At 60.4% G+C, this 18,846-nt stretch carries 17 protein-coding genes; 13 read left to right on the top strand and 4 right to left on the bottom strand.

What is annotated here, in order from left to right:
* Nucleotides 1-21: 21 nt before the first annotated feature.
* The 3 genes from KUIN1_RS18430 to phhA all read right to left on the bottom strand — a co-directional run bounded on the left by KUIN1_RS18430 (nucleotide 22) and on the right by phhA (nucleotide 1,844).
* The gene (locus tag KUIN1_RS18430) at nucleotides 22-201 is read right to left on the bottom strand and encodes a hypothetical protein (RefSeq protein WP_003314725.1); all 180 of its coding nucleotides are present in this window, start codon (nucleotides 199-201) and stop codon (nucleotides 22-24) included.
* A gap of 453 nt (nucleotides 202-654) precedes the next feature.
* Nucleotides 655-1,011, bottom strand: a complete 357-nt coding sequence (locus tag KUIN1_RS18425) for a 4a-hydroxytetrahydrobiopterin dehydratase (protein ID WP_003342603.1) — start codon at nucleotides 1,009-1,011, stop codon at nucleotides 655-657.
* Nucleotides 1,012-1,046: 35 nt separating this feature from the next.
* On the bottom strand, nucleotides 1,047-1,844 hold the full coding sequence (gene phhA, locus KUIN1_RS18420) for a phenylalanine 4-monooxygenase (RefSeq protein WP_152092164.1): 798 nt from the start codon (nucleotides 1,842-1,844) through the stop codon (nucleotides 1,047-1,049).
* 265 nt (nucleotides 1,845-2,109) lie between these two features.
* Between phhA and KUIN1_RS18415 the strand changes: the two genes are divergently transcribed.
* The gene (locus tag KUIN1_RS18415; RefSeq protein WP_011268520.1) at nucleotides 2,110-3,687 is read left to right on the top strand and encodes a sigma-54-dependent phenylalanine hydroxylase transcriptional regulator PhhR; all 1,578 of its coding nucleotides are present in this window, start codon (nucleotides 2,110-2,112) and stop codon (nucleotides 3,685-3,687) included.
* A 110-nt stretch (nucleotides 3,688-3,797) separates the two neighbouring features.
* Here KUIN1_RS18415 and KUIN1_RS18410 read toward each other — a convergent pair whose 3' ends face one another.
* Nucleotides 3,798-4,064, bottom strand: a complete 267-nt coding sequence (locus KUIN1_RS18410; protein WP_024639107.1) for a DUF2790 domain-containing protein — start codon at nucleotides 4,062-4,064, stop codon at nucleotides 3,798-3,800.
* A gap of 405 nt (nucleotides 4,065-4,469) precedes the next feature.
* On the opposite strand from KUIN1_RS18410, the gene acs reads away from it, so the two are divergent.
* The 12 genes from acs to astB all read left to right on the top strand — a co-directional run bounded on the left by acs (nucleotide 4,470) and on the right by astB (nucleotide 18,791).
* Complete coding sequence (acs, locus tag KUIN1_RS18405) at nucleotides 4,470-6,425, top strand: acetate--CoA ligase (protein ID WP_011268519.1); 1,956 nt, start codon at nucleotides 4,470-4,472, stop codon at nucleotides 6,423-6,425.
* A gap of 530 nt (nucleotides 6,426-6,955) precedes the next feature.
* A complete protein-coding gene (locus tag KUIN1_RS18400) occupies nucleotides 6,956-7,732 on the top strand; it encodes an ABC transporter substrate-binding protein (RefSeq protein WP_152092163.1) in 777 nt (258 codons plus the stop codon).
* Between the two features lie 76 nt (nucleotides 7,733-7,808).
* The gene (locus tag KUIN1_RS18395) at nucleotides 7,809-8,498 is read left to right on the top strand and encodes an ABC transporter permease (protein ID WP_003369874.1); all 690 of its coding nucleotides are present in this window, start codon (nucleotides 7,809-7,811) and stop codon (nucleotides 8,496-8,498) included.
* Nucleotides 8,495-9,193 (top strand): ABC transporter permease, encoded by a 699-nt coding sequence (locus KUIN1_RS18390; RefSeq protein WP_003314733.1) that lies wholly within the window; start codon nucleotides 8,495-8,497, stop codon nucleotides 9,191-9,193. Before KUIN1_RS18395 ends, KUIN1_RS18390 begins: the two co-directional genes overlap by 4 nt.
* A gap of 1 nt (nucleotide 9,194) precedes the next feature.
* Nucleotides 9,195-10,307 (top strand): succinylglutamate desuccinylase/aspartoacylase family protein, encoded by a 1,113-nt coding sequence (locus tag KUIN1_RS18385; protein WP_116830461.1) that lies wholly within the window; start codon nucleotides 9,195-9,197, stop codon nucleotides 10,305-10,307.
* Nucleotides 10,308-10,329: 22 nt separating this feature from the next.
* Nucleotides 10,330-11,094, top strand: coding sequence for an ABC transporter ATP-binding protein (locus KUIN1_RS18380; protein ID WP_003404100.1), 765 nt, complete (start codon nucleotides 10,330-10,332; stop codon nucleotides 11,092-11,094).
* Nucleotides 11,095-11,229: 135 nt separating this feature from the next.
* Complete coding sequence (argR, locus tag KUIN1_RS18375; RefSeq protein WP_024639109.1) at nucleotides 11,230-12,222, top strand: transcriptional regulator ArgR; 993 nt, start codon at nucleotides 11,230-11,232, stop codon at nucleotides 12,220-12,222.
* Between the two features lie 236 nt (nucleotides 12,223-12,458).
* On the top strand, nucleotides 12,459-13,676 hold the full coding sequence (locus KUIN1_RS18365; RefSeq protein ID WP_024639110.1) for an aspartate aminotransferase family protein: 1,218 nt from the start codon (nucleotides 12,459-12,461) through the stop codon (nucleotides 13,674-13,676).
* Between the two features lie 133 nt (nucleotides 13,677-13,809).
* Complete coding sequence (gene aruF, locus KUIN1_RS18360) at nucleotides 13,810-14,841, top strand: arginine/ornithine succinyltransferase subunit alpha (RefSeq protein ID WP_152092162.1); 1,032 nt, start codon at nucleotides 13,810-13,812, stop codon at nucleotides 14,839-14,841.
* A 63-nt stretch (nucleotides 14,842-14,904) separates the two neighbouring features.
* Nucleotides 14,905-15,930, top strand: a complete 1,026-nt coding sequence (gene astA / locus KUIN1_RS18355) for an arginine N-succinyltransferase (protein ID WP_011268515.1) — start codon at nucleotides 14,905-14,907, stop codon at nucleotides 15,928-15,930.
* A complete protein-coding gene (gene astD / locus KUIN1_RS18350) occupies nucleotides 15,927-17,396 on the top strand; it encodes a succinylglutamate-semialdehyde dehydrogenase (protein WP_161633403.1) in 1,470 nt (489 codons plus the stop codon). Before astA ends, astD begins: the two co-directional genes overlap by 4 nt.
* 48 nt (nucleotides 17,397-17,444) lie before the next feature.
* Nucleotides 17,445-18,791, top strand: a complete 1,347-nt coding sequence (gene astB, locus KUIN1_RS18345; protein ID WP_152092161.1) for an N-succinylarginine dihydrolase — start codon at nucleotides 17,445-17,447, stop codon at nucleotides 18,789-18,791.
* Nucleotides 18,792-18,846: the final 55 nt, after the last annotated feature.

Below are 18,846 nucleotides of genomic sequence, written 5' to 3'. Positions count from 1 at the left end.
AAATAAACCTGAATGGAGGGGCTATTTGTCCCTGGGGGCCACAAGGTGTGTGGTCACGAGAGCGGCCAAGGCGTTTTCCTGAGTACCGAAACGGGCGAGCAGGGCGCTCTGTTTTTCCGGGCTGAGGCGTGACCAGATCTCGATCATTTTCTCGGCGGTGCCAATCAGGGCGCTGGCTTGGGTTTCAGTGAAGTCGCTCATAAAAATCTGCTGTTTGCCTGTTGCTGGTTTTCCAGGCGTATTGAAAACCGGCAAAACCGTTTTTCGATACGCCTGAAAACAATCGCCTTCAGTCTTTGCTTCCGGCTTTCTGGCTGTCTTGAGCCGAGGGTGCTGCTTTCATTGCGACAGGTTGACCAAGCTCTTTCTGAGCCAGAGTCGACTGTTGTGGTTCCTGTTGGCCTGGTGGGAAGTTAGGGATTTCATGCATCGTCGTCGCTCCTCGCAAGGGGTTGCAGATAGAACCGTGCTTTAAAAAGCCTGCGCAGGATAACCCACTGAAAATGACAATCAGGATATTTTTTTACCCTGATTGCCCTGATCGTGAAACAAAATCGCGTTTTTACTGTCCGGCTTTTCACCTTGCGAGGTGCTGAGCAGCTTGATTTCATTGGGCCGGACCGCTCTGGCAAGGTCCATGGCCCACCAATCATTTTATTTTCGGCCTTCTGCGCCCTTGGCCACTTCATCAGTGCGCGCCGCCATGATGAAGTCGTTGCGGTGCAGGCCCTTGATCGAGTGGCTCCACCAGGTCACGGTCACCTTGCCCCACTCAGTCAGCAGGCCGGGATGATGGCCTTCCGCTTCGGCAATCTCACCCACTGCGTTGGTGAACGCCAGCGCCCATTTGAAATTCTTGAACAGAAAGACTTTTTCCAGCTGCATCACCGCGTCGCGGACCTCGATGTTCCAGTCCGGGATCTGCTTGAGCAGTTCCGGCAATTCGGCTTCGCTGACCTGCGGCGCATCGGCACGGCAGGCTTCACAGTGAGCTTGATTCAAGGTGGTCATAACCAGAGAGTCCTTTTCGGAGAGCTGGCCGAGTGTCAGGCGGCGTGGCTTTTGGTTTTAGGTGGAAATTTGGGTGCGTGCAAGCCCAACTGCATGCCTTGCCCGACCAGCGCCATGATGTCCTGCTGCGCCAGGTCGAACAGGCGCTTCAGATCCGGCAGGACAAAGTACAGCGGTTGCAGAATGTCGATGCGATAAGGCGTGCGCATCGCTTCAAGCGCATCGAAAGGCTGGTGTTCGGGGGCTGACGACAAGCTGTACAGCGCTTCCTTCGGTGAAGAAAGGATGCCGCCGCCGTAGATTTTCCGCCCTTGTGGTGTATCGACCAGGCCGAACTCGATGGTCATCCAGTACAGCCGGGCCAGGTACACGCGTTGTTCCTTGCTCGCGCTCAGGCCGAGTTTGCCGTAGGTATGGGTGAATTCGGCAAACCACGGATTGGTCAGCAGCGGGCAGTGGCCAAATATTTCATGAAAGATGTCCGGTTCTTGCAGGTAGTCCAGTTCTTCTGCGCTACGGATGAACGTCGCCACCGGAAAACGCTTGCTGGCCAGCAGTTCAAAAAACCTCTGGAAGGGGATCAGCGCAGGCACTCGCTCGACCTGCCAGCCCGTGGTCGCGCCCAGAACCTTGTTGATTTCGCCTAACTGAGGAATGCGATCAAGCGGCAGGCCCAGTTGCTCGATGCCGTCCAGATACTCCTGGCAGGCACGCCCTTCGATGATCTCCATCTGCCGGGTGATCAGGGTGTTCCATACCGCATGTTCGTCCGCCGTGTAATCGATGAAACCCGAAGCGTCCGGCTCGCGTGCCACGTAAAGCGTCTGGGCCATGCTGATGTCCTCGAAAGGCTGCTGTTTTTAAAGTGTTCTTGTAAAAGCCTGTGTTCAGGAATAACCCGGTTTCGAGGGCGCGTCAGCGGCGGTGAGCAGGGCCGTGCGAGGGTTTGATCACTGGTTCGTAACGAAAAGTTTACGATCACGGTGGGTGAGGCCTGAAATCAGTCCTCCTGCCGCTCGCGAAGCGTGCGTGCGTAACGTATTGTTGACATTAATTTTGCCGCCTCATAAAAAACTACCCTCACAGGGGCAACGACTCATGCGCATCAAGGTGCACTGCCAGAACCGCATCGGCATTCTTCGCGACATTCTCGACCTGCTGGTGGCTTACGGCGTCAACGTGGCGCGCGGTGAAGTGGGGGGCGAGCACGGTGATGCGATCTATCTGCATTGCCCGAACCTGATCAACCTGCAGTTCCAGGCCCTGCGCCCGAAGTTCGAGGCGATCACCGGGGTATTCGGCGTCAAGCGTGTCGGGCTGATGCCCAGCGAGCGCCGGCACATGGAGCTCAATGCCTTGCTCGGCGCGCTGGAATTCCCGGTGTTGTCCATCGACATGGGCGGGGCGATAGTTGCGGCCAATCGTGCCGCTGCGCAATTGCTGGGTGTGCGGGTCGATGAAGTGCCGGGCATGCCCTTGTCGCGTTACGCCGAAGATTTCGACCTGCCTGAACTGGTGCGCGCCAGCCAGTCGCGGATCAACGGCCTGCGGGTCAAGGTATGCGGCGATGTGTTTCTTGCCGATATCGCGCCCCTGCAATCGGAGCATGACGACAGCGAGGCCATGGCCGGGGCCGTGCTGACGCTGCACCGCGCTGATCGGGTCGGCGAGCGCATCTACCATGTGCGCAAGCAGGAGTTGCGCGGCTTCGACAGTATCTTTCAGAGCTCGAAGGTCATGGCCGCTGTGGTTCGCGAGGCGCGGCGCATGGCGCCCCTCGATGCGCCGCTGCTGATCGAGGGTGAGACCGGCACCGGCAAGGAATTGCTGGCCCGCGCCTGCCACCTGGCCAGCCCGCGCGGCCAGTCACCGCTGATGGCGCTCAACTGCGCCGGGTTGTCGGAGTCGATGGCCGAGATCGAGCTGTTCGGCTATGACCCCGGCGCGTTCGAAGGTGCGCGTGCGGAAGGGCGGCTGGGGCTATTGGAGCTGACCGCGGGCGGCACGCTGTTTCTCGATGGCGTGGGTGAGCTGAGTGCCCGCATGCAGGCCAAGCTGCTGCGCTTCATTCAGGACGGCAGTTTTCGCCGGGTCGGCAGCGACGAGGACATGTTTCTCGATGTGCGGGTGATGTGTTCGACCCAGGTCGATCTCTCGGAGCTGTGCGCCAAGGGCATGTTCAGGCAGGACCTTTATCATCGCCTTAACGTGCTTTCACTGCATATACCACCACTGCGCGACTGTCTGGACGGTCTTGAGCCGCTGGTGGAGCATTTTCTCGATCAGGCCAGCCGGCAGATCGGCTGTGCGCTGCCCGGCATATCACCTGCGGCCATCAAACGCCTTGGTCAGTACCACTGGCCCGGTAATGTGCGGCAATTGGAAAATGTATTGTTTCAGGCCGTATCGCTGTGTGACGGCGGCAAGGTGCAGGCCGAGCATATTCGTTTGCCGGACTACGGCATGCGACAGGGGTTGAGTGAGGTGTCGCTGGAGGGCGGGCTGGGCGCTATTATCGGGCGCTTTGAAAAGTCGGTGCTGGAACAACTCTATGCGCAATATCCCAGCAGTCGCCAATTAGGCAAACGCCTGGGAGTGTCTCATACAACAATTGCCAACAAGTTGCGCGACTATGAAGTGGGGCGCGAATCAGATCCGCATTCAACGGATAAATAACTCGCTCATTGATAGTTCCGTCACCCACTTCGTGCATGCGCCTCGCACCTTATATAGCGGCGAGGCTATAGCTGCGAGGCGTCGTGCACAGGTTGCAACGGCAAGAAGCCTCAACCGTTGCTGCAGCCGTTGCCCATCACCTGATAGCCCATGGTGTGGCGTGCGCCCTGCGAATCTTCATACACCATGCGCGCCGGGACCACTTCGCAGACATTGGGTATCTGGCTGATGGAAATAACCCGAGCGATATCCAGATGAGTGCCGTAGGTATATTGCTCGACACGCGCCTGTTGCGCAGCCACTTTGGTCTGCGATTCTTCGGCCATGGCCAGACTACTGACGCCGCACAGGGCCAATGCCACTAATAAAACTTTCATTGTCGTTTACCTTTTTCAAAGTGAGCGCCGTCGCATCACGTTTTTGACGTCATGGGCTCAGGCGGTCTGATACGTTTTTCGAGTTGGAACAACACTGCGTGGGGGCAGTTGATGTCTGCCTTGTTGGCGGATCGAATTCTATGCCTGTTGTGACAGCGCATATATAAAGACTTTGGATAAGCGCTTTTATCAAAATGGTAATAATCTTGAGGGCAGCTGCAAGCTGCAAGCTTCAAGCTTCAAGCTTCAAGCTTCAAGCTTCATGCTTCAAGCTTCATGCTTGCGGCTTGCGGCTCCGGCTCCGGCTCCGGCCCCGCCCGGTAATACCAACGTCGAATGGCCCCTGCGGGTGGGGCGGGATACAACAGGGGCATAAAACAACAACTATCCACCGAGGTAACCAAGATGAGTGCAGCTTCCCTGTACCCCGTCCGCCCAGAAGTCGCAGCGACTACGCTGACGGATGAAGCGACCTACAAGGCCATGTACCAGCAGTCGGTGGTCAACCCTGATGGTTTCTGGCGTGAACAGGCTCAGCGCCTCGACTGGATCAAACCTTTCAGTGTGGTCAAACAGACCTCGTTCGATGATCACCGTGTCGATATCAAATGGTTCGCCGACGGCACGCTGAACGTTGCCTACAACTGCCTGGATCGCCATCTGGAAGAACGCGGCGACAGCATCGCCATCATCTGGGAGGGCGACGACCCTTCCGAGCACCGGGAAATCACCTACCGCGAACTGCACGCCGAAGTGTGCAAGTTCGCCAACGCCCTGCGTGGCCAGGATGTGCACCGTGGCGACGTCGTGACGATCTACATGCCGATGATCCCCGAAGCTGTGGTCGCCATGCTGGCATGCGCCCGGATCGGTGCGATTCACTCGGTGGTGTTCGGCGGTTTCTCGCCCGAAGCACTGGCTGGCCGGATCATCGATTGCAGTTCCAAAGTGGTCATCACTGCTGACGAAGGTCTGCGTGGCGGCAAGAAGACTGCGCTCAAGGCCAACGTCGACCGCGCCCTGACCAACCCGGAAACCAGCAGCGTGCAGAAGGTTATCGTCTGCAAGCGCACCGGGGGCGAGATCGAATGGAACCGTCACCGTGATATCTGGTACCACTCGCTTCTGGAAGTGGCGTCCAGCACCTGCGCGCCGAAAGAGATGGGCGCCGAAGAGTCGCTGTTCATTCTCTACACCTCGGGCTCGACCGGTAAACCCAAGGGCGTGTTGCACACCACCGCAGGTTACCTGCTGTATGCCGCGCTGACCCACGAACGCGTGTTCGACTACCGGCCGGGTGAAGTTTACTGGTGCACCGCCGACGTCGGCTGGGTCACCGGGCACAGTTACATTGTCTACGGGCCTCTGGCCAACGGTGCGACCACGCTGCTGTTCGAAGGCGTGCCGAACTATCCGGACATCACCCGCGTGTCGAAGATCATCGACAAGCACAAGGTCAATATCCTCTATACCGCGCCGACCGCGATTCGCGCCATGATGGCTGAAGGCACCAAGTCCGTTGAAGGTGCCGACGGTTCCAGCCTGCGCCTGCTGGGTTCGGTGGGCGAGCCGATCAACCCGGAAGCCTGGGCCTGGTACTACAACACAGTCGGCAAGCAGAACTGCCCGATCGTCGATACCTGGTGGCAGACCGAAACCGGTGGCATTCTGATCAGCCCGTTGCCAGGTGCGACCGCCCTTAAGCCGGGCTCGGCGACACGTCCGTTCTTCGGCGTGATTCCGGCGCTGGTGGACAACCTGGGCAACCTCATCGAGGGCGCTGCCGAGGGCAACCTGGTGATCCTCGATTCGTGGCCGGGCCAGTCGCGCTCGCTGTACGGCGATCACGACCGTTTCGTCGACACCTACTTCAAGACGTTCCGCGGCATGTACTTCACCGGTGACGGTGCCCGTCGTGACGAGGACGGTTATTTCTGGATCACCGGGCGTGTGGACGACGTGCTCAACGTTTCCGGCCACCGCATGGGCACGGCTGAAATCGAAAGCGCGATGGTTGCGCACCCGAAAGTCGCCGAGGCTGCTGTGGTCGGTGTGCCGCATGACCTGAAGGGGCAGGGCATCTACGTCTATGTGACCCTCAACGGCGGTGAAGAGCCGAGTGACGCGCTGCGCACTGAATTGCGCAACTGGGTACGCAAGGAGATTGGCCCTATTGCCTCGCCTGACTTCATTCAGTGGGCGCCCGGCCTGCCGAAGACCCGTTCGGGCAAGATCATGCGCCGTATCCTGCGCAAGATTGCGACTGCCGAGTACGATGCGCTGGGTGACATCTCCACCCTGGCCGACCCGGGCGTGGTGCAGCATCTGATCGATACGCACAAGACCATGAACGCTGCCTGAGCGTTCCTGTGACTGAAGCGCCCCGTTCGGTGAGAGCCGATCGGGGCGCTTTTGTTTCCAGGGGCTAAGCGAGAAACGGGATATATATCGGGTTGTTACCGGTTTACACGGTGTTGTCGCGCGGTGCTTCGTTGTGGGACATGTCCGGGCTTTCTGTGTAGGAAAGTACGACGCAGCAGGGCTTTAAAACCGCCATGTGGCACGCCGGGCTTGCCGGATTAAAAGGGTTTGCCAATAATGGGCGCACTTTTTGCTGTTATGACAGGTTAAGTCTGCGTTGCTGGATCAGCAGAAACAGGTCCCGTCAATACCGTGTAGCGGGTTTTCAGGTGCTTCTGTAACTAGTTGTCGCATTGAAGAAATATCGACTTTGAGCCTGTCGTTAAAATGCCTCTCATTCGCCGGAGGGCTGTGAACCGCCAGCGCGGTGTCACGCATCCAGCGTCGCTCCTCCCCGAGATTGTCCTTTCGCACATTGGGCGCTTGCTCACTTTGCCATTTGTCGTGCTTTACCGATGGAGTCCCTGGAAATGAAAAAGCTCATGCTTATTGGCGCGATGGCGTTGTCCATGCTCGCCCAGCCGATCTTTGCTGATGAAAAACCACTGAAAATCGGTATCGAAGCGGCTTACCCTCCGTTCGCGTCCAAGGCCCCGGATGGCAGCATCGTCGGCTTTGATTACGACATCGGCAATGCGCTGTGTGAAGAAATGAAGGTCAAGTGCACCTGGGTCGAGCAGGAATTCGACGGGCTTATTCCGGCGCTGAAAGTGCGCAAGATCGATGCGATCCTGTCGTCGATGTCCATCACCGACGACCGCAAGAAGTCCGTGGACTTCACCGGCAAGTATTACAATTCACCGGCGCGTCTGGTGATGAAGGACGGCACTACGGTCAGCGACAGCCTGGCTGAACTCAAGGGCAAGAAGATCGGCGTACAGCGTGGCACGATTCACGAGCGTTTCGCCCGTGAAGTGCTGGCCCCGCAGGGTGTCGAAGTGACGCCGTACGGTTCGCAGAACGAAATCTATCTGGACGTCAGTGCAGGGCGCCTTGACGGTACTATCGCCGACGCCACGCTGTTGCAGGACGGCTTCCTGAAAACCGATGCTGGCAAAGGCTATGCGTTCGTAGGCCCGTCGTTCTTCGATCCGAAATACTTCGGTGACGGCATCGGCATTGCCGTGCGCAAGGGCGACAAGGCAAACCTTGACCGTCTCAACGCCGCCATCGCCGCGATCCGCGCCAACGGCAAGTACAAGGCTATCCAGGACAAGTATTTCGACTTCGATATCTTCGGCAAATAAGTCGTCGCAACGAGATGGCGCAAACAGGGTTGCCTGGCTTGCGCCATTTTTATTCCACGCTTGAGGACCGCACATCATGTTGAAAGGTTACGGAGCTGTCATCCTCGAAGGTGCCTGGCTGACGTTGCAGCTGGCCCTGTCGTCGATGGCTCTGGCGATCGTTCTCGGTCTGATCGGCGTGGCGCTGAGACTGTCTCCGGTACGCTGGATCGCCTGGCTGGGCGATCTGTACAGCACGGTGATTCGTGGCATTCCCGATCTGGTCCTGATTCTGCTGATTTTCTACGGCGGCCAGGACCTGCTCAATCGCGTCGCCCCTTTGCTGGGGTTTGACGACTACATCGACCTCGATCCGTTGATGGCCGGCATCTGCACGCTGGGCTTCATCTTCGGCGCGTATCTCTCGGAAACCTTTCGCGGTGCGTTCATGGCCATCCCCAAGGGGCAGGCCGAGGCGGGCATGGCGTATGGCCTGAGCAGTGGCAAGGTGTTCTTCCGCATTCTGGTGCCGCAGATGATTCGTCTGGCGATTCCCGGTTTCACCAACAACTGGCTGGTGCTGACCAAGGCGACTGCGCTGATCTCCGTGGTCGGTCTGCAGGACATGATGTTCAAGGCCAAGCAGGCGGCCGATGCCACCCGCGAGCCTTTCACCTTCTTTCTGGCGGTTGCGGCGATGTACCTGGTGATCACCAGTGTGTCGCTGCTCGCTTTGCGTTACCTCGAAAAACGCTACTCGGTAGGCGTGAGGGCGGCTGACCTATGATCTTTGACTACAACGTGATCTGGGACAGTCTGCCGCTGTACTTCGGCGGCCTGCTGACCACCCTGAAGCTGCTGGCGATTTCGCTCGCGTTCGGGCTGCTGGCGGCATTGCCGCTGGGCTTGATGCGGGTCTCGAAAAACCCTTGGGTGAACATGCCGGCCTGGCTGTACACCTACGTGATTCGCGGCACGCCGATGCTGGTGCAGCTGTTCCTGATCTACTACGGGCTGGCCCAGTTCGACGCGGTGCGCGAAAGCTTTTTGTGGCCCTGGCTGTCCAGCGCCACCTTCTGTGCGTGCCTGGCATTCACCATCAATACCAGCGCCTACACGGCGGAAATCATCGCCGGCAGCCTCAAGGCCACACCAGCGGGTGAAATCGAGGCCGCGCGGGCCATGGGCATGTCGAAAGCCAAGATGTACCGGCGCATTCTGCTGCCCTCGGCCTTGCGCCGGGCACTGCCGCAGTACAGCAACGAGGTCATCATGATGCTGCAGACTACCAGTCTGGCGTCCATCGTGACCCTGATCGACATCACGGGCGCGGCCCGTACGGTCAACGCGCAGTTCTACCTGCCTTTCGAGGCTTATATCACCGCAGGTGTTTTCTATCTGGGCCTGACATTCATTCTGGTGCGGCTGTTCAAGATCGCCGAACGCCGCTGGCTGGGCTACCTCGCCCCACGGAAGGTCTGAAATGCAAAGAACCGATCATGTATTGCCGTGGAGCACCCTCGGCACCGAGCGCACGCTGAGTGTCTTTCGCTTCGGCACCGGCGAGCGCAAGGCTTACATCCAGGCCAGCCTGCATGCCGACGAACTGCCCGGCATGCGCACGGCCTGGGAACTGAAAAAACGCCTGACCGAGCTGGAGCAGCAAGGCCTCCTCAAAGGTGTTGTCGAACTGGTACCGGTGGCCAATCCGCTGGGCCTGGGGCAGTTGCTGCAAGGCGCGCATCAGGGCCGTTTCGAGTTCGGCAGTGGCAAGAACTTCAACCGTGACTTCACCGAGCTGAGCGAGCCGGTCGCCGAGTTGCTGGAAGGTCAGTTGGGCGATGACCCGCGCGCCAATACCCGGCTGATTCGCCAGGCGATGAGCGCTGCGCTCGAAGGGCTGCCCGTGCCGCAGAGCGAATTGCAAGGCATGCAGCGCATCCTGCTCCGTCATGCCTGCGTCGCTGATGTGGTGCTCGATCTGCATTGTGATGCCGATGCCGCGCTGCACATGTACGCCTTGCCGCAGCACTGGCCACAATGGCGGTCGCTGTCGGCACATCTGAATATTCAGGTAGCGCTGCTCGCCGAAGATTCCGGTGGCAGCTCCTTCGATGAGGCCTGCTCGCTGCCGTGGTTGCGTCTTTCGCGGATTTTCCCGCAGGCGCAGATCCCGCTGGCCTGCCTCGCCACCACCCTTGAACTGGGCGGTCAGGCCGACACCGGCAAGCCGCAGGCAATCGCGCATGCCGAAGGTATCCTGGCGTTCCTTGCCGAGCAGGGCTTCATCAGTGGTGATTGGCCGCAGCCGGTGCACCAAGCCTGCGAAGGCTTGCCGTTCGAAGGCACCGAATTGCTCTATGCGCCGCACCCTGGTGTGGTGACGTTCCTGCGCGCTGCAGGCGACAGGGTCGAGGTGGGCGATCCGCTGTTCGAAGTGATCGACCCGCTGTCCGATCAGGTCAGTACCATTTGTGCGAATACTGCCGGGGTGTTGTTCGCCATCGAGCGGCTTCGTTACGCTCAACCCGGTTTCTGGCTGGCCAAGGTGGCGGGGCGCACGGCGCTGCGTCACGGACGTCTGCTCAGTGATTGACCGTACTGTGGAAACCCAAAGCATGAACAAACTGGAAGTGCAGGATCTGCACAAGCGCTATGGCAGTCACGAAGTGATCAAGGGCGTGTCCCTGACCGCCAAGGCCGGCGATGTCATCAGCATCATCGGCTCCAGCGGCTCGGGCAAAAGCACCTTTCTGCGCTGCATCAACCTGCTCGAACAGCCCCATGCCGGCAAGATCCTGCTCAACAACGAAGAGTTAAAGCTGGTGCCGAACAAGGAAGGCGGCCTGAAAGCTGCCGATGCCAAGCAGTTGCAGCGCATGCGTTCACGCCTGTCGATGGTGTTTCAGCACTTCAACCTGTGGTCGCACATGACTGCACTGCAGAACATCATCGAAGCGCCGGTCCATGTGCTGGGTGTGTCGAAAAAGGAAGCGCTGGAAAAGGCCGAACACTATCTGGCCAAGGTCGGCGTGTCCCATCGCAAGGACGCTTACCCTGGGCACATGTCCGGCGGTGAGCAGCAGCGTGTGGCGATTGCCCGCGCACTGGCGATGGAGCCCGAGGTCATGCTGTTCGATGAGCCGACCTCGGCGCTGGACCCGGAGCTGGTCGGTGATGTGCTCAAGGTCATGCAAGGGCTGGCTCAGGAAGGCCGCACCATGGTGGTGGTGACTCACGAAATGGGTTTTGCCCGTGAGGTCTCCAACCAGTTGGTTTTCCTGCACCAGGGCGTCGTTCTGGAACGTGGCAATCCGCGCGAAGTGCTGGCCAATCCGCAGACCGAGCGTTTGCAGCAATTCCTGTCCGGCAGCCTGAAGTGACGATCGGCAGCGCATGACGATGCCTTTTTATGCCAGAACAGGGCATGCTGCGCGACGCGCGACACGACCTGGATGTTCCAGATCGAGCTATCTTCCAAGGCTCGGCTTTTGCGGCAATACGTATCGGATCTCCCAATGACTGCCCATCGAATAGGTTTCCTCGTCTGGCCTGGCACCAGAGCCCTGACCCTGGCACTGGCCGAGGAAGCCTTGCGCGTTGCGCAGCGCGTTCACCCTGAAGTGGTCTATGAGCTGTCGTTTCTACAGGCCGAGGCCGCGGAGCCAGCGGCGCTTGCCGGTGCGTGGCAGTTGCCGGGTGAGCCCTGGGCCGGGCGACTGGAGGGCTTTCAGAAGCTGTTTTTACTGGCTGACGAACCTCCGGCGGGCGTGGCCCCGGCGCTGGGCAGTGCACTCAAGCAACTGGTGCGTGCCGGCTGTTCGATTGGCGGGCTGTCGGCGGGCGTCTACCCGCTTGCGCAACTGGGCCTGCTGGATGGCTACCGTGCCGCCGTGCACTGGCGCTGGCAGGACGACTTCGCCGAGCGCTTCCCCAAGGTCATCGCCACCAGCCATTTGTTCGATTGGGATCGGGATCGCCTGACCGCCTGTGGTGGCATGTCGGTGCTCGACCTGCTGCTGGCGGTGCTGTCCCGCGACCATGGGGCCGAACTGGCCGGGGCGGTGTCCGAAGAGCTGGTGGTCGAGCGCATTCGCGAAGGCGGCGAGCGTCAGCGCATTCCGCTGCAGAACCGTCTGGGCTCCAGCCATCCCAAGCTGACCCAGGCGGTGCTGCTGATGGAAGCCAACATCGAAGAGCCGCTGACCACCGACGAAATCGCCCAGCATGTGTGCGTGTCTCGTCGCCAACTGGAGCGGATCTTCAAGCAGTACCTCAACCGTGTACCCAGCCAGTATTACCTGGAACTGCGCTTGAACAAGGCGCGCCAGATGCTGATGCAGACCAGCAAGTCGATCATTCAGATCGGCCTTTCGTGCGGTTTTTCCTCGGGGCCGCACTTCTCCAGCGCCTACCGCAATTTCTTCGGTGCCACGCCGCGTGAAGACCGCAATCAGCGACGCAGCAGCAGCCCGTTCGAACTTTCCCCTGTGCCTGCCGAACGCGGTTGATTGTCTTGTCGCGATAGAAGTGCTGCCGCGACAGCTCAGGTCCAGACAGGCCGGCTTCAATCCGTTTAAACTGCGCCTTTGTGACGCAAATTGTCGCATTGCCGAAAACCTTGAAAAAACCCGGTTTTGCGCTGTAACAAGTTGTCGCCTGGCGGCAAGGCCGAACACAATTCAGTCCTTACAATCTTTCCATCGCTCGCCAGTTTCAGGCAGGCGTTCCTCATCAGGAGACTCCGATGTCCGTTGAGCATGCTGCGGTGCAACGCGCCGATTTCGACCAGGTAATGGTCCCCAATTACGCCCCGGCCGGGTTCATCCCTGTGCGCGGTGCGGGCTCCCGGGTCTGGGATCAGGCGGGGCGCGAACTGGTGGATTTCTCGGGCGGGATCGCCGTCAACGTATTGGGCCACTGCCACCCGGCGCTGGTCGGTGCCTTGACAGAGCAGGCCAATAACCTCTGGCATGTGTCCAACGTCTTCACCAACGAGCCGACCCTGCGTCTGGCGAAAAAACTGGTGGATGCGACGTTCGCCGAGCGCGTGTTCTTCTGTAACTCCGGTGCGGAAGCCAACGAAGCCGCCTTCAAGCTGGCACGTCGTGTGGCGCATGACCAGTACGGCCCGGAAAAGTACGAAATCATCGCGGCGCTGAACAGTTTTCATGGCCGTACCCTGTTCACCGTCAGCGTCGGTGGGCAGCCGAAGTACTCCGATGGTTTCGGGCCGAAGATCACCGGCATCAGCCATGTGCCGTACAACGACCTCGACGCACTGAAGGCCGCTGTGACCGACAAGACCTGTGCCGTGGTGCTGGAGCCGATCCAGGGCGAGGGCGGTGTTCTGCCGGGTCAGCTGGAATACCTGCAAGGTGCGCGCAAACTGTGTGACGAGCACAACGCCCTGCTGGTGTTCGATGAAGTGCAGAGCGGCATGGGCCGTAGCGGTCATCTGTTCGCCTACATGCATTACGGCGTGACCCCGGACATCCTTTCCAGCGCCAAGAGCATCGGCGGCGGTTTCCCGTTGGCGGCGATGTTGACCACTGAAAAGCTCGCCAGGCACTTTGCGGTCGGCGTTCACGGCACCACCTATGGCGGCAACCCGCTGGCGTGTGCGGTCGGTGAGGCGGTGATCGACGTGATCAATACGCCTGAAGTGCTGGCTGGCGTACAGCGCAAGCATCAGCAGTTCAAGACCCGTCTGCAAAGCATTGGCCAGCAATACGGCGTGTTCAGCGAAGTGCGCGGTCTGGGTCTGCTGATCGGTTGCGTGTTGTCCGATGCCTGGAAAGGCAAGGCCAAGGACATCTTCAATGCGGCGGAAGCTCAGGACCTGATGATCCTGCAGGCCGGCCCTGACGTGATTCGTTTCGCGCCAAGCCTGGTGATTGAAGACGCGGACATCGAAGAGGGCCTGAACCGCTTTGAACGCGCCATCGCCAAACTGACATCCTGACTCGATGGCAGCCTTGCGGCGTCCGCCTGATGGCGGGTGCCGCACCTGTTTCCTGCGCCATGCGGCCTGACGCCGTGTGGTGCTTTTACTAGCGCCGGTCGTAAAGGCTGGTCGATCTACAAGGAGTGGCACCATGCTGGTAATGCGCCCTGCGCAAATGGCTGATCTGGCCGAGGTTCAACGCCTCGCTGCCGACAGCCCTATCGGTGTCACGTCCTTGCCCGACGATGCTGGCCGCCTGACCGACAAGATCGGCTCGTCGGAGGCGTCGTTTGCCGCCGAGGTCAGCTTCAACGGCGAAGAAACCTACTTCTTCGTGCTCGAAGACAGCGAAGGCGGCAAGCTGGTGGGCTGCTCGGGCATCGTGGCCTCGGCGGGCTACTCCGAGCCGTTCTACAGTTTTCGTAACGAAACCTTCGTGCATGCTTCCCGCGAGCTGAAGATCCATAACAAGATTCACGTGCTGTCGCAGTGTCATGACCTGACCGGTAACAGCCTGTTGACCAGTTTCTACGTGGTCCCGGAGCTGGTCGGCACGGCATGGTCGGAGCTCAATTCGCGCGGCCGCCTGCTGTTTGTCGCCAGTCACCCCGAGCGCTTTGCCGATTCGGTGGTCACCGAGATCGTCGGTTACAGCGATGAGCAGGGCGACTCACCGTTCTGGGATGCCATCGGGCGCAACTTCTTCGATATCAATTACGCCGCTGCCGAACGCCTGTGCGGGCTGAAAAGCCGGACCTTCCTCGCCGAGCTGATGCCGCATTACCCGATCTACGTGCCACTGCTGCCCGACGCGGCGCAGGAAGCCATGGGGCAGGTGCATCCGCGTGCGCAGATCACCTTCGACATCCTCATGCGCGAGGGCTTTGAAACCGATCACTACATCGACATTTTCGACGGTGGGCCGACGCTGCATGCGCGGGTGTCCGGGATTCGCTCGATTGCCCAGAGCCGTCTGGTTCCGGTCAAGGTCGAGGCCGGGCAAAGCAGCGATGTCGGCAAGGGCGGGCGTCTGTATCTGATCGCCAATGGCCTGTTGCAGGACTACCGCGCGGTGCTGCTGGAACTGGACTGGGCGCCCGGCAGGCCGGTGGTGTTGAGCCTCCAGGCTGCCGATGCCCTGGGTGTTGGTGAAGGTGCCAGTGTGCGGATTGTCGCGGTCTGAACCGGACGTTCGATAGCCGATTAGCGAGTTTCAAGGCTCTCGATGAGCCGCTGAGGAGATAACATGATCGTTCGTCCTGTACGCAGCAGCGACCTGCCCGCGTTGATCGAGCTGGCGCGCAGCACCGGCGCCGGTCTGACGACCCTGCCCGCCAATGAGCAGCGTCTGGCGCACCGGGTAGGCTGGGCTGAAAAGACCTTTCGCGGCGAAGCCGAGCGCGGCGATGCCGATTACCTGTTCGTGCTGGAAGATGATGACGGCCGGGTGGTGGGCATTTCCGCCATCGCCGGAGCGGTCGGTCTGCGTGAGCCCTGGTACAACTACCGGGTCGGCCTGACCGTCAGCGCTTCACAGGAACTGAACATCTATCGGGAAATTCCGACCCTGTTCCTGGCCAACGACCTGACCGGCAATTCCGAGCTGTGCTCGCTGTTCCTGCACAGTGATTCGCGTAACGGCCTCAACGGCCGCCTGCTGTCCAAGGCGCGGATGCTGTTTATCGCCGAATTCCCCAGGCTGTTCGGCAACAAGATCATTGCCGAAATGCGCGGCATGTCCGATGAGCAGGGCCGTTCGCCGTTCTGGGAAAGTCTGGGGCGGCACTTCTTCAAGATGGAATTCAGCCAGGCCGATTACCTGACCGGCGTGGGCAACAAGGCATTCATCGCCGAGCTGATGCCCAAGTTTCCGTTGTACAGCTGCTTTCTTTCCGAAGACGCACGCAACGTGATCGGTCGGGTGCATGCCGACACCGAGCCTGCGCTGACCATGCTCAAGAGCGAAGGCTTTTCGTATCAGGGTTATGTCGACATCTTCGATGCCGGCCCGGCCATCGAGTGCGAGACCGGCAAGATTCGCGCAATCAAGGACAGCCAGGCGCTGGTGCTGGCCATCGGCACGCCAGGTGACGACGCTCCACAGTTCCTGATCTACAACCGCAAGCGTGAAGACTGCCGCATCACGGTAGGCGCTGCGCGTTTTGCTGCCGGCACGCTGGTCGTCGCTCCGCAGACTGCCAGGCGGCTGCGCATGAGTGCGGGCGACAATGTGCGCGCGGTGCCCTTGTCTGCGGCGCGGGAGGGCGTTTGATGAATAGCCTTTACATCGCAGGTGTGTGGCAGGACGGGCAGGGTGAGGTGGTCAATTCGCTGAACCCGGTGACCCAGCAGGTGCTGTGGTCCGGGCGTGGCGCGAGCGCCGCGCAGGTCGAGCAGGCGGTGCAGGCGGCGCGTCAGGCATTTCCCGGCTGGGCACTGCTGTCTCTGGATCAGCGCATCGCGGTACTGGAGGCCTTCGCTGCACGTCTCAAGCATCACGCCGACGCGCTGGCGCAGTGCATCGGTGAAGAAACCGGCAAACCGTTGTGGGAGTCGGCGACCGAAGTGACCAGCATGGTCAACAAGATTGCCATCTCGGTGCAGAGCTATCGCGAACGAACCGGTGAAAAGAGCGGGCCACTGGGCGACGCCACTGCGGTACTGCGCCACAAGCCGCACGGCGTGGTCGCCGTGTTCGGCCCGTACAACTTTCCCGGGCATCTGCCCAACGGGCATATCGTCCCGGCCTTGCTGGCGGGCAACGTGGTGCTGTTCAAACCCAGCGAACTGACACCGAAAGTCGCTGAGCTGACCGTCAAGTGCTGGATCGAAGCCGGACTGCCTGCCGGGGTTCTGAACCTGCTGCAGGGCGGTCGCGAAACCGGTATCGCGCTGGCCGCCAATCCGGGTATCGACGGCCTGTTCTTCACCGGGTCGAGCCGCACCGGCAATGCGCTGCACCAGCAGTTCGCCGGTCGGCCGGACAAGATCCTTGCGCTGGAAATGGGCGGTAACAATCCGTTGATCGTCGATCAGGTTCAGGACATCGATGCCGCAGTGTACACCATCATTCAGTCGGCCTTCATTTCCGCAGGCCAGCGCTGCACCTGTGCGCGTCGTCTGCTGGTGCCCGAAGGCGACTGGGGTGATGCCCTGCTGGCACGACTGGTTGGGGTCAGCGCTACTATCGAAGCCGGGGCGTTCGATCAGCAGCCTGCGCCGTTTATGGGCTCGGTGATTTCGCTGGAGGCTGCACGCGCCTTGCTCGACGCGCAGCGCAATCTGCTCGCCAACGGCGCGCTGACCCTGCTGGAAATGCGCCAGCCGCAGCCCGGCGCGGCATTGCTGACGCCTGGCATTATCGATGTCAGTGCGGTGCCCGAGCGCCCCGACGAAGAGCTGTTCGGCCCGCTGCTGCAAGTCATCCGCTACGCCGGTTTCGATGCCGCCATCGCCGAAGCCAACGCCACCCGGTATGGCCTGGCGGCAGGTCTGCTGTCTGACTCCGAAGCGCGTTACCAGCAGTTCTGGCTGCACAGCCGTGCCGGGATCGTCAACTGGAACAAGCCGTTGACCGGAGCCGCCAGCAGTGCGCCGTTCGGCGGGGTAGGCGCCTCGGGCAACCACCGCGCCAGCGCCTATTATGCGGCCGATTACTGCGCCTATCCGGTGGCTTCGCTGGAGGCGGGCAGCCTGACGCTGCCTGCGACACTGACTCCCGGTATCAGGTTGAGCTGACAGTGTGCGCACGATTGCTTATAAAAACAGATCCACGGAGCCTTGCCGATGAAGTCCTGTGAAGTGAATTTTGACGGTCTGGTCGGGCCAACCCACAACTACGGCGGGTTGTCCTACGGTAACGTTGCCTCCCAGAGTAACAGCCAGCAAAGCGCCAACCCGCGTGAGGCGGCGCTGCAAGGCCTGGCGAAAATGAAAGCGCTGATGGACCTGGGGTTTACCCAGGGCGTGCTGGCGCCGCAGGAGCGTCCTGATGTGTCCGGCCTGCGCCGTCTGGGCTTCACCGGCAGCGATGAGCAGGTCATTGAAAAAGCGGCCCGGCAGGACATGCCGCTGCTGGTCGCCAGTTGCTCGGCTTCCAGCATGTGGGTGGCCAACGCGGCCACGGTCAGCCCCAGTGCCGACACTGCCGATGGGCGTGTGCATTTCACGGCGGCCAACCTCAACTGCAAATACCACCGCAGCATCGAGCATCCGACCACCACTCGCGTGCTCGGCGCCATGTTCGCTGATGCAAAACATTTCGCTCATCACCCTGCGTTACCGGCTGTCGCGCAGTTTGGCGATGAAGGCGCTGCCAACCACACCCGTTTCTGTCGTGATTACGGCGAGGCCGGTGTGGAGTTTTTCGTGTTTGGCCGCAGTGCGTTCGACACGCGTTACCCGGCACCGCAGAAGTACCCGGCCCGTCAGACCCTGGAGGCGTCACGCGCCGTTGCGCGGCTGCACGGTCTGAGCGAAGCCGGCGTGGTTTATGGTCAGCAGAACCCGGCGGTCATTGATCAGGGTGTGTTCCATAACGATGTGATTGCGGTCGGCAACGGTGAGGTATTGTTCTATCACCAGGACGCGTTCCTCAATACCGAACCGATGCTCAATGAGCTGCGCGACAAACTCGGTCGTGTCGGCGGGCAGTTGCGCGCGATTTGCGTACCGCGTGCCGAGGTTTCGGTTCAGGATGCCGTGCGCTCCTACCTGTTCAATAGCCAGCTGTTGTCGCGTCCCGATGGCTCGATGCTGCTGATCGTGCCGCAGGAGTGCCAGGCGAACGCGAATGTCTGGGCTTACCTGCAACGACTGATCGCCGATGACAGCCCGGTTGCCGAGGTCAAGGTGTTCGACCTCAAGCAAAGCATGCAGAACGGCGGCGGCCCGGCCTGCCTGCGCCTGCGGGTGGCGCTCAATGACACCGAGCTGGCGGCGGTGAATCCGGGGGTAATCATGACTGCGCCGTTGTACGAAACGTTGACGCAGTGGGTCGACAGGCACTACCGGGACCGCATGAGTGAAAGCGATCTGGCCGACCCCCGATTACTCAACGAATGCCGCACGGCATTGGATGAACTGACGCAAATCCTTAAACTGGGCGCGGTTTATCCGTTTCAACTGAATTGAAGCATCCTGCGCGTCGGGCCGCTGTCCGGCGCACTATTTCCTTGATAGAGAGCAT

Source organism: Pseudomonas sp. KUIN-1 (assembly GCF_009176725.1).
GTDB lineage: Bacteria > Pseudomonadota > Gammaproteobacteria > Pseudomonadales > Pseudomonadaceae > Aquipseudomonas > Aquipseudomonas fragariae.
Note: the sequence above shows the minus strand (reverse complement) of the source record. Positions and strands in the feature narration are given on the sequence as shown.

Coding starts and splice junctions, on each gene's coding strand:
- KUIN1_RS18430 (WP_003314725.1), bottom strand. CDS start 201: ATGAGCGACTTCACTGAAACCCAAGCCAGCGCCCTGATTGGCACCGCC.
- KUIN1_RS18425 (WP_003342603.1), bottom strand. CDS start 1,011: ATGACCACCTTGAATCAAGCTCACTGTGAAGCCTGCCGTGCCGATGCG.
- phhA (WP_152092164.1), bottom strand. CDS start 1,844: ATGGCCCAGACGCTTTACGTGGCACGCGAGCCGGACGCTTCGGGTTTC.
- KUIN1_RS18415 (WP_011268520.1), top strand. CDS start 2,110: ATGCGCATCAAGGTGCACTGCCAGAACCGCATCGGCATTCTTCGCGAC.
- KUIN1_RS18410 (WP_024639107.1), bottom strand. CDS start 4,064: ATGAAAGTTTTATTAGTGGCATTGGCCCTGTGCGGCGTCAGTAGTCTG.
- acs (WP_011268519.1), top strand. CDS start 4,470: ATGAGTGCAGCTTCCCTGTACCCCGTCCGCCCAGAAGTCGCAGCGACT.
- KUIN1_RS18400 (WP_152092163.1), top strand. CDS start 6,956: ATGAAAAAGCTCATGCTTATTGGCGCGATGGCGTTGTCCATGCTCGCC.
- KUIN1_RS18395 (WP_003369874.1), top strand. CDS start 7,809: ATGTTGAAAGGTTACGGAGCTGTCATCCTCGAAGGTGCCTGGCTGACG.
- KUIN1_RS18390 (WP_003314733.1), top strand. CDS start 8,495: ATGATCTTTGACTACAACGTGATCTGGGACAGTCTGCCGCTGTACTTC.
- KUIN1_RS18385 (WP_116830461.1), top strand. CDS start 9,195: ATGCAAAGAACCGATCATGTATTGCCGTGGAGCACCCTCGGCACCGAG.
- KUIN1_RS18380 (WP_003404100.1), top strand. CDS start 10,330: ATGAACAAACTGGAAGTGCAGGATCTGCACAAGCGCTATGGCAGTCAC.
- argR (WP_024639109.1), top strand. CDS start 11,230: ATGACTGCCCATCGAATAGGTTTCCTCGTCTGGCCTGGCACCAGAGCC.
- KUIN1_RS18365 (WP_024639110.1), top strand. CDS start 12,459: ATGTCCGTTGAGCATGCTGCGGTGCAACGCGCCGATTTCGACCAGGTA.
- aruF (WP_152092162.1), top strand. CDS start 13,810: ATGCTGGTAATGCGCCCTGCGCAAATGGCTGATCTGGCCGAGGTTCAA.
- astA (WP_011268515.1), top strand. CDS start 14,905: ATGATCGTTCGTCCTGTACGCAGCAGCGACCTGCCCGCGTTGATCGAG.
- astB (WP_152092161.1), top strand. CDS start 17,445: ATGAAGTCCTGTGAAGTGAATTTTGACGGTCTGGTCGGGCCAACCCAC.